The organism is Streptomyces sp. NPDC047841, from assembly GCF_040704085.1.
GTDB lineage: Bacteria > Actinomycetota > Actinomycetes > Streptomycetales > Streptomycetaceae > Streptomyces > Streptomyces argyrophylli.
The window spans coordinates 210,931-225,533 of the sequence record NZ_JBEYRP010000015.1; the positions used below are offsets into that span (position 1 = coordinate 210,931).

A 14,603-nucleotide genomic window follows, 5' to 3' on the forward strand; every position below is an offset into this window, starting at 1 on the left:
ACGGGCGAGCGCGTGGCCGAGGCGGCTGACTTCCAGGGGACCAGTGCCTCACCTGCCCGCCGGTGGCTGCGGCGCGCCGGAGCACTGCTCGCCGGGGCACCACTGCTGACCGGTCTGCTCCAGCTGCCCGCCGCCGGGCCCGCACAGGCCGACTCGTCCGGCACGGTGTCCGTCTCCCTGGACTCGCTCAGCCCCAGTGCCCCCACGGACGGCGACACGGTGACCGTCTCGGGCACGGTGACGAACAACGGCAAGCGGGCCGTCACCGAAGCCCATGTGGGTCTGCGGGTCGGCCCCCAGCTGACCAGCCGCTCGGAGATCGACTCCGTCGCCCGGCACTCCGACGAGCCGCAGAGCGGCACCGGCACGGAGGTCGGCGACAAGTACGAGGAGAAGTTCGACAAGCTGGCCCCCGGGGTCGCCGAGCACTTCACGATCTCCGTGCCCGTGGACAAGCTCGACCTCGGCGACGACGGGGTCTACGAGTTCGACGTCACCCTGTCCGGCCAGACCTCCGCCCAGGCATGGGACCAGGTGCTCGGCATCCAGCGGACGTTCCTGCCCTGGCAGCCGTCGGACGCCGACGCCAAGACCAAGACGTCGTTCCTGTGGCCGCTGATCTCCACGGCCCACCTGACGGCGAAGACGGGCGCGGGCGAACTGCAGACGCCGGAGTTCCTCGACGACGACCTCGCCAAGGAGCTGGCCCCCGGCGGCCGGCTGGCTCAGATGGTGGACCTGGGCAAGGACCTCGACGTCACCTGGGTGATCGACCCTGACCTGCTCGCCTCGGTCGACGCGATGGCCGCGGGCAACTACCGGCTCCAGGCGGCCGACGGCACCAGCACGCCCGGCCCGCGCGCACACCAGGCGGCCGCCCAGCAGTGGCTGGCCGCCCTGCAGAAGGCGGTGGCCGGCAAGGAGGTCGTCGCCCTGCCGTTCGCCGACCCCGACCTGGCCTCCCTGGCCCACAACGGCACCAGCGTCACCGGCTCACTCAGCCACCTCAAGGACGCCACCGACGTCGCCGCGATCACCGTGAAGACCGTGCTCCATGTCACACCGAGCACCGACTTCGCCTGGCCGGTGAACGGCGCCGTGGACCCGTCGATCATGAAGGTCGCGACCTCCGCCGGCGCCGACCGGGTGATCGCCCGCAGCGACAGCCTCCAGGAGACCGGCGGACTGCCGTACACGCCGTCCGCCGCCCGTCCGGTCGGCGGGGGCACCACGGCGGTCGTCGCCGACGCCCGGCTGTCCACGGCGTTCGAGGGCGACCTCACGAAGGCGGGTTCGGCCACCCTCGCCGTCCAGCGGTTCCTGGCCCAGAGCCTGGCGCTGAACGCCCAGACGGACAAACAGCGCAGCATCGTCGTCGCCCCGCAGCGCATGCCTACGGCGAGGCAGGCGCAGGCGATGGCGGCGGCGCTGAAGGTGCTCCAGGGCGGCACCTGGTCGCAGTCGCAGGACCTCTCCGCGGCGGCCAAGGACAAGCCCGACCCGGGCGCCACCACACGCATCCCCCCGAGGTCCGCCTACCCCTCCTCGCTGCGCCGGCAGGAACTGCCGAGGGCGGCCTTCGACCAGATCGCCCGCACCCAGGACAAGCTCGACAACTTCCGGGTGATCCTCTCCGACCAGTCCCGCGTCGTCACACCCTTCGGGCGGGCCATAAACCGGGAGATGTCCACGTCCTGGCGGGGCCGCAGGGGCGAGGCCGTCGGCTATCGCGACGGTGTGGAGGCCTGGATGGACGACCTGTCCAAGCAGGTCAAGCTGATCGACAAGTCCGAGACCAAGCTCTCGGGCCGCAGCGCCACCATCCCGGTGACCGTCCAGAACAATTTGGTCCAGCCCGTGGGCCACCTGGTGCTGCGCCTCACCTCGACCATGCCGACCCGTCTGAAGATCCACGGCAAGGCCTACGCGGAACAGCCCGTCGAGGTCTCCGGCGGGCACAGCCAGTCGGTGAAGTTCACCACCTCGGCCAACGCCAACGGCCGGGTGACGGTCCTCGCCCAGCTGTACACCGAGGACGGCCGGCCCTACGGTGACGCCGTCAGCTTCGACGTGAAGGTCACCGAGGTCACGCCCACCGTGATGCTGGTCATCGGCGGCGGCGTCCTGCTCCTCGTGCTCGCCGGATTCCGCATGTACACCCAGCGCAAGCGCGCGGCCGCCCGGCAGGCCGACGACGACGGTCCCGGCACGGCGGGGGAGGACGCGGGCCGGCCCGGGAACCCGGAGGGGCCCGGTGACCGTCTCCCGGAGGAGTCCGACTCCACCTCCGGGGCCGACGACCCGGAGCAGCCGAGTGACCCTGCGCCGGACACCGCACCGGAAAACGCCGACCCGTCCGGGACGGGTGAGAGAGTGGACCGTTGAGCGATGTCGTGGCCGGTGGGCCCGGGACGATGAGGTGGGGTAAGCATGAACGCGCCGTACGACGGTGACCGCGGTCAGGGCGCGGCCGGCTCGGGCTACCCCGAGCCGCCGCCCGAGCCCGGCCAGGTGCCGCCGCAGCACGCTGCGGACATGTACCTCCAGGACGCCTACGAGCAGGACCCGTACCGGGCGCGCGACCTGGCCGCCCAGGACCCGGTCGCCGAGGCGCTGTACGACCGTGCCGCGCACCCGCCGCCGCCCCCGGGCACCTACGACCAGCAGCAGCCGCTGTACGCCCCGCCCGCCCAGTCGCCCTACGCACCCGACCCGAACGTGTGGGCGCAGACCCCGGCGCCGGAGCCAGGGACCACGGCCCCCTACCTGCCCTACGGCGAAGATCCGCGCACGACCCAGTTCGTGGGCGTGGACGACCTGGTCAGCCACTCCGGCGAGGAGTACCACGAGCCGGACGCCTTCGCGCACCTCTTCAAGGACCAGCAGCAGGGCGGCGCCCAGGCGCCCATGGATCCCCCGGCCGTTCCGGGACCCGCCGCGGCGCCGGGCGGCGGGTACGGCCCCGCCGGCCCGTACCCGCCGCAGCACGGTCACCACCCGCAGCAGGGCCACCCGTACGCAGGCGCCGGGTACCCGGCCGGTCCCGCCACCGGATACGCGGCGCAGTCCCAGGTGCCCGCTCCGGCCGCCGCCGCGGATCCCGCGGGCCCGCCCGGGCTCGTCGAGCCGGAAGCCACCACGGCCGGTGACACGGCCGCTCCCGCCAAGAAGGGCGGACGGGCCACCGGGCTGCTGAAGTCCAGCGCGGTCATGGCTGCGGGCACGATGGTCTCCCGCCTCACCGGCTTCATCCGCTCCGCGCTGATCGCCGCCGCGCTGGGCCTCGGCTTCCTCGCCGACTCCTTCCAGGTCGCCTACCAGCTGCCGACGATGATCTACATCCTCACCGTCGGCGGCGGCCTGAACTCCGTGTTCGTGCCCCAGCTGGTGCGCTCGATGAAGGAGGACGAGGACGGCGGCGAGGCCTTCGCCAACCGGCTGCTGACCCTCGTGATGGTGGCCCTGGCCGCCCTGACGGGACTCGCGATGTTCGCCGCGCCCCTCCTGGTGCGGTTGCTCGCCAACCCGGTGGCCAGCAACCCGGCGGCGAACGAGGTCGCGGTCACCTTCACCCGTTACTTCCTGCCCTCGATCTTCTTCATGGGCATCCATGTGGTGATGGGTCAGATCCTCAACGCGCGCGGCAAGTTCGGCGCGATGATGTGGACCCCGGTCCTGAACAACATCGTCATCATCGTGACGCTCGGCATGTTCATCTGGGTCTACGGCACCGCCGCCAACTCCCACATGGACGTCACCACCATCCCGCCGGAGGGCCAGCGCCTGCTCGGCGCCGGCGTGCTGCTCGGCCTGGTCGTCCAGGCCCTGGCGATGATCCCTTACCTGCGCGAGACCGGTTTCCGGGTCCGGCTGCGCTTCGACTGGAAGGGCCACGGCCTGGGCAAGGCCGCGATGCTCGCCAAGTGGACGGTCCTGTTCGTCCTCGCCAACCAGGCGGGCGCCATGGTCGTGACGCAGCTGTCCACCGCCGCGGGCAAGGACTCCGGGATCAAGGGCGCCGGCTTCGCCGCCTACGCCAACGCCCAGCTGATCTGGGGCCTGCCGCAGGCCATCATCACCGTCTCCCTGATGGCCGCCCTGCTGCCGCGCATCTCGCGCTCGGCCGCCGAGGGCGACGCAGGCGCCGTCCGCGACGACATCTCCCAGGGTCTGCGCACCACCGCGGTCGCCATCGTGCCGATCGCCTTCGGGTTCGTCGCGCTCGGCATCCCGATGTGCACGCTCATCTTCGGCTCCGCCGGCACCGGCGCGGCCACCAACATGGGGTACATGCTGATGGCTTTCGCCCTCGGTCTGATCCCCTACTCCGTGCAGTACGTCGTCCTGCGCGCCTTCTACGCCTACGAGGACACCCGCACCCCCTTCTACAACACGGTCATCGTGGCCGCGGTCAACGCCGGCGCCTCGGCCCTGTGCTACTTCCTGCTGCCGGCCCGCTGGGCCGTCGCCGGCATGGCCGCCGCCTACGGCCTGGCCTACGCCATCGGGGTGGGCGTCGCCTGGCGCCGGCTGCGCCAGCGGCTGGGCGGGGACCTGGACGGCTCGCGGGTGCTGCGCACCTACGCGCGCCTGGGTATCGCCTCCCTCCCGGCGGCCCTCCTCAGCGGCGCCGCCTGCTACGGCATCGGACACACCCTCGGACTGGGCGTCGTCGGCTCCTTCGCCGCGCTGCTCGCCGGCGGTGTCGTTCTGGTCGGTGTCTTCTTCGTCGCCGCCCGGCGGATGCGCATCGAGGAACTCAACTCGCTCGTCGGTATGGTGCGCGGGCGTCTGGGGCGTTGAGGCGGGGGTAGGCGCACAACCATCGTCCGCCGCTGTGTGTCGTGCATAGCGGCGGACTGTGGGCACAATTGGTTTCGGCGTCGGACAGCGTGCAACGGATGGGGAGGCAGGGACGACGGTGGCGGAACGGAGCACGGCTGCCGTCGACGTGGCAGACAACAGCGGTGAGCAACCGCTGACCGCCAAGGCGGACCAGTCCACGGCCGACGGGGTGGCCAAGAACCCGGAGCGGGACACGGACAGCGTGGAGGCACAGGGGAGCGGCGGAACCGAAGGTCCCGGGCGGAAGGCTTCGTCCCCGGAGTTGCACAGCGGTCACAAGCTCGCCAGACGTTACCGGCTGGAGGAGTGCGTCACCCGTCTGGACGGATTCAGCAGTTGGCGTGCGGTCGACGAGAAACTCCGTCGTGCCGTCGGTGTCCACGTCCTGCCCGCGGACCACGCCCGGGCCCGTGCCGTCCTCGCCGCCGCCCGTTCCTCGGCCCTCCTCGGCGATCCGCGCTTCGTCCAGGTCCTCGACGCAGTCGAGGAGAACGACGTCGTCTACGTCGTCCACGAGTGGCTGCCCGACGCCACCGAACTGTCCACCCTGCTCGCCGGCGGCCCGCTGGAGCCGCACGACGCCTACCAGATGGTCAGTCAGGTCGCCTCCGCCATGGCCGCCGCACACCGGGAGGGTCTGGCCCATCTGCGGCTGAACCCGAACGCCGTGCTGCGCGCCTCCACCGGCCAGTGGCGCATCCGGGGCCTGGCCGTGAACGCCGCCTTGCGGGGCATCAGCTCCGACACCCCGCAGCGCACCGACACCGAGGCGATCGGCGCCCTGCTGTACGCGGCGCTGACCCAGCGCTGGCCCTACGAGAGCGACGCCTACGGTCTGTCCGGTCTCCCCAAGGACATCGGCCTCATCCCTCCGGACCAGGTGCGGGCCGGTGTGCACCGCGGCCTGTCCGAACTCGCCATGCGCGCCCTCGTCAACGACGGTGCCACGGCATCCCGTCACGAGGCTCCGTGCACCACGCCGGAGGAGCTGGTGAAGGCGATCGGTGAGATGCCGCGCATCCGCCCGCCCGAGCCGACGTTCACGGCCCCTCCGGAGTACCAGCGCACCACCTATCAGCAGGGCACCTACGGCCGCCCGGCACCCCACCCGGGGGTCACGCAGCCGATGGCTCCCCCGCCGCCGCCGTTGCAGAGCCGCACCGGGAAGGCTCTGAAGTGGGCGGTGTCGGCCCTGCTCATCGCCGCCCTGGGTCTGGGCAGCTGGCAGCTGGCGGACGCTCTGATGGACCACGGCGGGAAGTCGGACGACACCAACAAGAGCCAGACGACGGACGGCGGCGACAAGAACGCCCTGAAGCCGAAGCCGGCTCCCATAAAGATCACGAACGGCCAGGAGTTCGTCGCCAAGGGTGATGCCCAGAGTCCCGGCAACGTCTCCAAGACGTACGACGGCGACGCCTCGACGTACTGGAAGACCAAGAGTTTCAACGAAGGTCCGACGATCGCGCCGTTCAAGCCGGGCGTCGGCATCGTGTACGACCTCGGCTCGGCCAAGCAGCTCAGCACGGCCACCATCGACCTCCGTTACGGCGGTGACCACACGACGGTCGAGCTCTACGCCGCGGATTCGCTGTCCCCGGCCTCGCTGGATTCCATGACGAAGATCGGCAGCGTGACGACGACGGGCACGACGGCCACGGTGAAGGCCACCAAGCCGGTCAAGACGCAGTACGTGCTCGTCTGGCTGACGGCCGTGCCCAACTCGGGGTACGACTCCACCCTGTACGCCAGTGCCGGGTACAAGCAGGCCATCGGCGAAGTGAAGTTCACGGGCTGACGTCTCACCCGGACCGGAGGGGCAGATGGCGGACGGCGCCGGATACGACGGGGTGGGCGACCACGACCTGCTCGCCCGCCACGTGGAAGGCGACCCCGAGGCCTTCGGCGAGATCGTACGGCGTCACCGGGACCGGCTGTGGGCGGTCGCCCTGCGGACCCTGGGGGACCGCGAGGAGGCCGCTGACGCGGTTCAGGACGCCCTGGTGTCGGCCTACCGGGCCGCCCACACGTTCCGGGGGCAGTCGGCCGTCACGACGTGGCTGCACCGGATCACGGTGAACGCCTGCCTGGACCGGGCCCGTAAGGCGGCTTCGCGGAAGACGGCCCCGGTCGACGACACCGAGCGGCTGGAGCAGCTGCTGGAGCCGTACGAGTCCGCCTCGGCGCCGGCCGAGCGGAAGGACGTGCACCGCCAGCTCCTCGAAGCGCTCGGCACTCTGCCGCCGGAGCAGCGGGCCGCGCTTGTCCTGGTGGACATGCAGGGCTACCCCGTGGCCGAAGCCGCACGGATCCTCGATGTCCCGACGGGGACGGTGAAGAGCAGGTGCGCCCGGGGCAGGGCCAGGCTGTTGCCGCTGCTCACGCATCTACGGCCCGAAGGCACCCCAAAGACGCGATCGGCCGGTGCCGGGGCCGGGAAAGAAACCAGTCCGGAACGGAACCGGGGGCAGGGGTCATCCGTCCCACCGGCAACGGGGTCACCGAGCGGGCATCCCGGGGACACGGGGCCGAGCGATACAGCCGTAGTGAAGGGCGGAGGTGGGCGAGCGTGACTTCCACGACAGACACGGCCGGGCATCCGGACGTCACGGAGATCGCCGACCTCACCGAGGGCCTCCTTCCGCTGGACCGCAGCACCGATGTACGGCGCCATCTGGACGGGTGCGAGGCATGCGCGGACGTCTACGCGTCGCTGGAGGAGATCCGCCGCCTGCTGGGTTCCGTGCCTGCGCCGGAACGCATGCCGGACCAGGTGGTCGAGCGCATCAGCGCCGCCCTTGCGGCCGAGGCACCACAGAGCGTGGGCGCCGAGGACACCGCAGGCGATGTTTCACGTGAAACATCGCCCACCACCGCGCACCCCGCTGCCCGCCCCGTCGTCCACTCCACTGCTCCTGCCCTTGATCACCCCGTCGACCGTCCCGCCGGACGTTCGCGCGCGGGGACCGGCCCCGGGCGCAAGGGACCGCAGCGAGGGCGGCGCCGTGGCCGGCTCGTCCTGGGCGCCGTCCTCACCGCCGCGGTGCTGGGTGCCGGAGGCCTGATCGTGAAGTCTCTCGGGGACACCACCGACCACACGACCGCCCATGGGACACCGACCGTCTCCGCTGACACCTTCTCCGGCGACAGCGTCCAGAACCAGGTGCACGCCCTCCTCAGCGCCAAGAAGGGTCTGCCGTCGGACAGCGTGGAGCCCCGGCTGGGCGGTGACGGCGGGTCGGACACACCCGGGTCGACCCAGGGCCCCAACACCCTCCTCCAGACCACGGTTCCGGTCCCCGACTGTGTCCGGGGAGCACTCAACCCGAGCACGAACGTCTTGGCCGCCAAGACGGGAACATACGCGGGGAAGCCCGCCTACCTCGTCGTCGTGGCCGACGCACACGACGGCATGCGGGTCACCGCCTATGTGGTCGACGCTGTCTGTGTGCACCAGCAGACGGCTTCCGCCGGCACGGTTCTGCTGAAGCAGTCCGTCGCGCGTCACTGAGCCGGCTGGAACACTCCTTCGGTCGTTCCTGGGCACGCGTGTGCCGGGGCACACCGGGAATGCAGGGACCGTAGGATCCGTTGGGTGGTGTGAGAGTTCCGAAAGGAGCTCCCACCGGTCGACTGACGCAGACCAGAGACGAGGAATCAAGCCGTGAGCGACGTCCGTAACGTGATCATCATCGGCTCCGGGCCCGCAGGCTACACGGCGGCGCTCTACACCGCCCGTGCGTCGCTGAAGCCCCTGGTGTTCGAAGGAGCTGTCACCTCGGGTGGCGCGCTGATGAACACCACCGAGGTGGAGAACTTCCCGGGCTTCCGCGACGGCATCATGGGCCCCGAGCTCATGGACAACATGCGCGCCCAGGCCGAACGGTTCGGCGCCGAGCTGATCCCGGACGACGTCGTCTCCGTCGACCTCACCGGTGAGATCAAGACCGTCACCGACACCGCGGGCACGGTCCACCGGGCGAAGGCCGTCATCGTCACCACCGGCTCCCAGCACCGCAAGCTGGGCCTGCCGAACGAGGACGCGCTCTCCGGCCGTGGCGTCTCCTGGTGCGCCACCTGTGACGGGTTCTTCTTCAAGGACCACGACATCGCCGTGATCGGTGGTGGCGACACCGCGATGGAGGAGGCCACCTTCCTCTCGCGGTTCGCCAAGTCCGTGACGATCGTCCACCGCCGGGACACCCTGCGCGCCTCCAAGGCGATGCAGGAGCGCGCCTTCGGTGACCCGAAGATCAAGTTCGTCTGGGACAGCGAGGTCGCCGAGATCCACGGTGACCAGAAACTCTCCGGTCTGACGCTGCGCAACGTCAAGACCGGCGAGCTGTCCGAGCTCCCCGCGACGGGCCTGTTCATCGCGATCGGCCACGACCCGCGCACCGAGCTGTTCAAGGGCCAGCTGGACCTGGACGAGGAGGGCTACCTGAAGGTCGACTCCCCGTCCACCCGCACCAACCTGCCCGGTGTCTTCGCCGCCGGTGACGTGGTGGACCACACCTACCGCCAGGCGATCACCGCGGCCGGCACCGGCTGCTCCGCCGCCCTGGACGCCGAGCGCTTCCTCGCCGCCCTCGCGGACGAGGAGAAGGCGGAGCCCGAGAAGACCGCCGTCTGACCTTCCCTCTCCCTCACCCCACCGCACGACCAAGGTAAGGAGCCCACCGTGGCCGGCAACCTGAAGACTGTGACCGACGACTCCTTCGATCAGGACGTCCTCAAGAGCGACAAGCCCGTCCTCGTGGACTTCTGGGCGGCGTGGTGCGGCCCGTGCCGTCAGATCGCCCCCTCCCTGGAGGCGATCGCCGCCGAGCATGGCGACAAGATCGAGATCGTCAAGCTCAACATCGACGAGAACCCGGGCACGGCTGCCAAGTACGGCGTCATGTCCATCCCGACCCTGAACGTCTACCAGGGCGGCGAGGTTGCCAAGACCATCGTCGGCGCCAAGCCCAAGGCCGCGCTTCTCCGTGACCTCGAAGAGTTCATCACCAAGTGACGTTTCACGTGAAACATGAAGGGGCCGACCCGCAAGGGTCGGCCCCTTCATGTTTGAGCCCTCTCCGCTACAGCGGCCTCAGCGCGGGCTCCTTCTGGACCGCCCCCAGGAGCCGGTCAAGCGCCATCTCCACGTCTTCCTTCCAGGAGAGCGTGGATCGCAACTCCAGCCGCAGCCGGGGATGTGTGGGGTGCTGCCGTACCGTTTTGAAGCCCACGGCCAGCAGATGCTCGGCGGGCAGCAGACAGGCGGGCTCCTTCCAGTGGGAGTCGCCGAAGGCCTCGATCGCCTTGAAGCCCCGGCGCAGCAGATCCTTGGCAACCGCCTGCACCAGCACCCGGCCCAACCCCTGTCCCTGGTATCCCGGCATGACGAAGCCGGTCATCAACTGAACGGCGTCCGGCGAGACCGGGCTCGTGGGGAAGGCCGTCGAGCGAGGGACATAGGCCGGCGGGGCGTAGAGGACGAAGCCCGCCGGTACGTCGTCGACGTACACCACCCGGCCGCACGACCCCCAGTCCAGCAGAACGGCGGAGATCCAGGATTCCTTCTCCATGGCGGCCGTGCCCGCGTTCACCGCCGCTTCGCCGCTGACAGGGTCCAGTTCCCAGAAGACACACGAACGGCAAGGGTGGGGAACGTCCTGAAGGTTGTCCAGTGTGAGCGGCACGAGCCGACGCCCCATGAAGGCTGATCCTCGCTTCCTTCGCCCGCCGCACCGCGAGCGGCTGCCCCCGTCTTTCCACTCACAGATGCAGACGCTGTCTGGTGGATGTGCCCTATCTGATCGCATCGTATCCACGATCGGATTCACTCGATACCGCCTCAAAGCAAAGAGCGGACCGTGTTCCGGTACACACCGGACACGGTCCGCTCCACTGCTCACAGGGCGGCACCGCCCGAGGCTCAGTCGTGCGTCTCCTCGCCGTCGCTCTCCTGAAGGCTCTTCTGGAGGGCCAGCTTCTCCCCCGGGGCGAGTGAGCTGAGGATCCTCTCCAGATCATCCGCGGAGGCGAACTCCACGGTGATCTTGCCCTTCTTCTGCCCCAGCTCCACCTTCACCCGTGTCTCGAAGCGGTCCGAGAGCCGGGTGGCCAGCTCGCTCAGCGCCGGCGAGGGCAGCGACCCGGCCCGGGGTCCCCGGGCGCGCGAGGCCTTCTGAGGGCGCGAGCCCATCAGCGTCACGATCTCTTCGACGGAGCGCACCGACAGCCCCTCGGCCACGATCCGGTGCGCCAGCCGGTCCTGCTCCTCGGAGTCCTCGACGGCCAGCAAGGCCCGGGCGTGGCCGGCCGAGAGGACTCCGGCCGCCACCCGCTTCTGGACGGTCGGCGACAGCTTCAGCAGACGCAGTGTGTTGGAGACCTGCGGACGGGACCGGCCGATCCGGTCGGCCAGCTGGTCGTGCGTGCAGTTGAAATCCTTCAGCAGCTGATCGTAGGCGGCGGCTTCTTCGATCGGGTTCAGCTGCGCGCGGTGCAGGTTCTCCAGCAGCGCGTCCAGGAGGAGCTTCTCGTCGTCCGTGGCCCGGACAATGGCCGGGATGGCTTCCAGGCCGGCTTCGCGGCATGCGCGCCAACGCCGCTCACCCATGATCAGCTCGTAGCGGCCGGGACCCAGCTGCCGCACGACGACGGGCTGGAGGAGGCCGACCTCCTTGATGGAGGTGATCAGTTCCTGGAGGGCGTCCTCGTCGAAGATCTCACGCGGCTGGCGTGGGTTCGGCGTGATGGCGTCCAGGGGGATCTCGGCGAAGTGGGCGCCCATCGGGGATGCGGGCACCTCGACGGCCGGGCTCGCCGGAGCCGCCTCTGTCTCCTGTGCCACCGGCGGCAGTGCGGCCACCTTCGCCGCGGCCACCCCGCGGTCGGTCGTCAGCACCGGAGCGGCTGCGGAGGAACTGGATCCTCCACCCCCCATCGCCGCCGGAGCCGGTGCCTTCTCCGTCGGGGCAGCAGGGATCAGTGCGCCGAGACCACGGCCCAGACCCCTCCGTCGCTCGCTCACTGGATCCCCTCCACCATGCTCTGGTCTTTCTGGGCGCCGATGTGGGCCTGGCTCGCGTCGTAGCTGACGCCGATGCCCTTCAGCGCGATTTCTCGAGCCGCCTCAAGATACGAGAGGGCGCCGCTCGATCCTGGATCGTAAGTCAGCACCGTCTGCCCGTAACTCGGTGCCTCGGAGATACGGACGGAGCGGGGAATGCTCGTCCGCAGCACCTCGTCACCGAAGTGGTTGCGCACCTCTTCCGCGACCTGGGAGGCAAGGCGCGTCCGGCCGTCGTACATGGTGAGCAGGATGGTCGACACATGCAGGGTGGGGTTGAGGTGCCCCCGCACCAGGTCGACGTTGCGCAGGAGTTGGCCGAGGCCCTCCAGGGCGTAGTACTCGCACTGGATCGGGATGAGTACCTCGGCGCCCGCGACCAGCGCGTTGACCGTCAACAGGCCGAGCGAGGGCGGGCAGTCGATGAGGATGTAGTCCAACGGCTGTTCGTACGCCTGGATGGCCCGCTGGAGCCGGCTCTCCCGGGCCACCAGGGACACCAGCTCGATCTCCGCACCGGCGAGGTCGATGGTGGCGGGGGCGCAGAAGAGGCCTTCGACGTCTACGACCGGCTGGACGACTTCGGCGAGAGGCTTGCTTTCGACCAACACGTCGTAGATGGACGGAACGTCGGCGTGGTGGTCGATCCCGAGGGCCGTGGACGCGTTGCCCTGCGGGTCGAGGTCGATCACCAGGACGCGGGCTCCGTGCAGAGCCAGCGAAGCGGCAAGGTTGACGGTCGTCGTCGTCTTGCCCACGCCACCCTTCTGGTTGGCGACCACGATGATTCTGGTCTGCTCCGGCCGGGGCAGGCCTTCGCCGGCGCGGCCGAGAGCCTCCACCGCCAGTTGGGCCGCACGACCGATGGGAGTGTCGTCCATCGGAGGCGGTGTTTCACGTGAAACATCCGCCCCCATCGACTCGGTACGGGGACCGGGGACCGGATCGGTCATCGGTCCCGCGATGTTGGCGTCGGACCGCAAGGATTCACTCTCCTCGACTTCAGGCTCGCAATGAACAGAGCCTCCCATGTCTTCGGGGTCGTGAACCAGTGAGGCCTGGTCTTCTGTGGAGAAATCCACCTCTGTGGACAACTCCGTGCCCCTGAAAGGGGACGGAGTTGCCGGGGGAAGGGCCGGAGTGTCCGGGGCAGGGACCTCTCCCAGGGAACCGAGAGGCTTCCGGTCGCGAGGTTCGGCCGCGGCGCGGCCACGACTGATGATGCCGTGCAGCAGTGAGCGACGTTTCACGTGAAACACGATGCACAGCGGCTGCGACCGGACCGTTGCGACACTCCGGCTTGCGCGGGTTTGGCAGCTTGTGTGGAGTACGTCTCGTCGTCAGGACGGATCAGCGGCGTCGGCGAGTGCGTCCCGTCCGGGCCGCCTTCGCCCGCTTGGCGGCGAAGCGGACGCCACCCGGGCTCTCACCGACCTCGACCCGCACCACCGTCGACAGCGGATCCACGATGCCCTCACCCACGTGGAGGATGGACGTCTCCACCGCGCCCAGCTTGCTGAGCGCGGCAGCGGATGCCTTCAGCTCCTCCTCGGCGGTGTCGCCCTTGAGCGCGAGCATCTCGCCGTACGGCCGCAGCAGCGGGATGCCCCAGGTGGCCAGGCGGTCGAGCGGGGCCACGGCCCGGGCGGTCACCACATGGACGGGCGGGAGCTTGCCCAGGACCTCCTCGGCACGGCCCCGCACCACGGTGACGTGGTCCAGGCCGAGGAGCTCGACGACCTCCGTGAGGAAGTTGGTGCGCCGCAGCAGGGGCTCGAGCAGCGTGATGTTCAGGTCGTCGCGGACCAGGGCCAGCGGGATGCCCGGCAGTCCCGCGCCGGAACCGACATCGCAGACCGTCACCCCTTCGGGGACAGCCTCGGAGAGCACCGCGCAGTTCAGGAGGTGCCGCTCCCACAGGCGGGGCACTTCCCGCGGGCCGATCAGGCCGCGCTGCACACCCGCCTCGGCGAGCAGTTCCGCATAGCGGACCGCATCGGCGAAGCGATCACCGAACACTTCGCGCGCCTGCTCGGGCGCGGGGGGAAGCTCCGCTGCCTCCGTCACGGGGACCGTCCTTCCGTACAGCGCCGGCGCTTCGCGCACCGGCCACCAGAACTACCAGGCTGACAAAGTTCGGCCCCGCCTGCTCAACAGACGGGGCCGGTGGAACGGGAGAGCCGATCAGGCGGGCAGCACGACGACGAACCGCTGCGGCTCCTCGCCCTCGGACTCGCTGCGCAGCCCAGCGGCCTTGACCGCGTCGTGCACGACCTTGCGCTCGAACGGGGTCATCGGCTTGAGCTTCACCGGCTCGCCGCTGCTCTTGGCCTCGGCGGCGGCCTTGGCACCCAGCTCGGACAGCTCGGACCGCTTGTTGGCCCGGTACCCCGCGATGTCCAGCATCAGCCGGCTGCGGTCGCCGGTCTCCCGGTGCACCGCCAGGCGCGTCAGCTCCTGCAGCGCCTCCAGCACCTCGCCGTCCCGGCCGACCAGCTTCTGCAGGTCGCGGCTGCCGGTGTCGCTGATGATCGACACGGAGGCGCGGTCGGCCTCGACGTCCATGTCGATGTCGCCGTCGAGGTCGGCGATGTCCAGCAGACCCTCCAGGTAGTCCGCCGCGATCTCACCCTCCTGCTCCAGGCGGGTGAGGGTGTCTGCACCCTCGGCAGCGGCGGAGGTGGTGCCTTCCGTCACG

12 protein-coding genes are annotated in these 14,603 nt (G+C 70.1%); 7 read left to right on the forward strand and 5 right to left on the reverse strand.

Going from position 1 to position 14,603, the window contains the following annotated elements:
• Nucleotides 1–12 precede the first annotated feature (12 nt).
• From AB0947_RS26250 to trxA, 7 genes are all read left to right on the forward strand, one after another.
• On the forward strand, nucleotides 13–2,385 hold the full coding sequence (locus AB0947_RS26250) for a DUF6049 family protein (RefSeq protein ID WP_366752769.1): 2,373 nt from the start codon (nucleotides 13–15) through the stop codon (nucleotides 2,383–2,385).
• A gap of 45 nt (nucleotides 2,386–2,430) precedes the next feature.
• On the forward strand, nucleotides 2,431–4,803 hold the full coding sequence (gene murJ, locus AB0947_RS26255; RefSeq protein WP_366752770.1) for a murein biosynthesis integral membrane protein MurJ: 2,373 nt from the start codon (nucleotides 2,431–2,433) through the stop codon (nucleotides 4,801–4,803).
• Nucleotides 4,804–4,921: 118 nt separating this feature from the next.
• Nucleotides 4,922–6,643 (forward strand): protein kinase family protein, encoded by a 1,722-nt coding sequence (locus tag AB0947_RS26260; protein ID WP_366752771.1) that lies wholly within the window; start codon nucleotides 4,922–4,924, stop codon nucleotides 6,641–6,643.
• Between the two features lie 25 nt (nucleotides 6,644–6,668).
• Nucleotides 6,669–7,418, forward strand: a complete 750-nt coding sequence (gene sigM, locus AB0947_RS26265; RefSeq protein ID WP_366752772.1) for an RNA polymerase sigma factor SigM — start codon at nucleotides 6,669–6,671, stop codon at nucleotides 7,416–7,418.
• On the forward strand, nucleotides 7,415–8,356 hold the full coding sequence (locus AB0947_RS26270; RefSeq protein WP_366752773.1) for a hypothetical protein: 942 nt from the start codon (nucleotides 7,415–7,417) through the stop codon (nucleotides 8,354–8,356). Before sigM ends, AB0947_RS26270 begins: the two co-directional genes overlap by 4 nt.
• 153 nt (nucleotides 8,357–8,509) lie before the next feature.
• Nucleotides 8,510–9,478 carry a thioredoxin-disulfide reductase gene (gene trxB / locus AB0947_RS26275; RefSeq protein ID WP_366752774.1) on the forward strand — a complete coding sequence of 323 codons (969 nt, stop codon included), beginning with the start codon at nucleotides 8,510–8,512 and terminating at the stop codon, nucleotides 9,476–9,478.
• Between the two features lie 48 nt (nucleotides 9,479–9,526).
• A complete protein-coding gene (gene trxA / locus AB0947_RS26280; protein ID WP_366752775.1) occupies nucleotides 9,527–9,859 on the forward strand; it encodes a thioredoxin in 333 nt (110 codons plus the stop codon).
• Between the two features lie 67 nt (nucleotides 9,860–9,926).
• Here the strand turns inward: trxA and AB0947_RS26285 are convergent, their stop codons facing one another.
• The 5 genes from AB0947_RS26285 to AB0947_RS26305 all read right to left on the reverse strand — a co-directional run bounded on the left by AB0947_RS26285 (nucleotide 9,927) and on the right by AB0947_RS26305 (nucleotide 14,602).
• Nucleotides 9,927–10,544, reverse strand: a complete 618-nt coding sequence (locus tag AB0947_RS26285) for a GNAT family N-acetyltransferase (RefSeq protein WP_366752776.1) — start codon at nucleotides 10,542–10,544, stop codon at nucleotides 9,927–9,929.
• 221 nt (nucleotides 10,545–10,765) lie between these two features.
• Nucleotides 10,766–11,866: a ParB/RepB/Spo0J family partition protein gene (locus AB0947_RS26290; RefSeq protein WP_366752777.1), complete on the reverse strand. Its 1,101-nt coding sequence runs from the start codon at nucleotides 11,864–11,866 to the stop codon at nucleotides 10,766–10,768.
• Nucleotides 11,863–12,936 (reverse strand): ParA family protein, encoded by a 1,074-nt coding sequence (locus AB0947_RS26295; RefSeq protein ID WP_366752828.1) that lies wholly within the window; start codon nucleotides 12,934–12,936, stop codon nucleotides 11,863–11,865. The genes AB0947_RS26290 and AB0947_RS26295 overlap by 4 nt, the downstream gene beginning before the upstream one ends.
• 319 nt (nucleotides 12,937–13,255) lie before the next feature.
• Nucleotides 13,256–13,972 (reverse strand): 16S rRNA (guanine(527)-N(7))-methyltransferase RsmG, encoded by a 717-nt coding sequence (rsmG, locus tag AB0947_RS26300; RefSeq protein ID WP_356335626.1) that lies wholly within the window; start codon nucleotides 13,970–13,972, stop codon nucleotides 13,256–13,258.
• Nucleotides 13,973–14,089: 117 nt separating this feature from the next.
• Nucleotides 14,090–14,602, reverse strand: coding sequence for a R3H domain-containing nucleic acid-binding protein (locus tag AB0947_RS26305; protein WP_366752778.1), 513 nt, complete (start codon nucleotides 14,600–14,602; stop codon nucleotides 14,090–14,092).
• Between the last annotated feature and the right edge of the window lies 1 nt (nucleotide 14,603).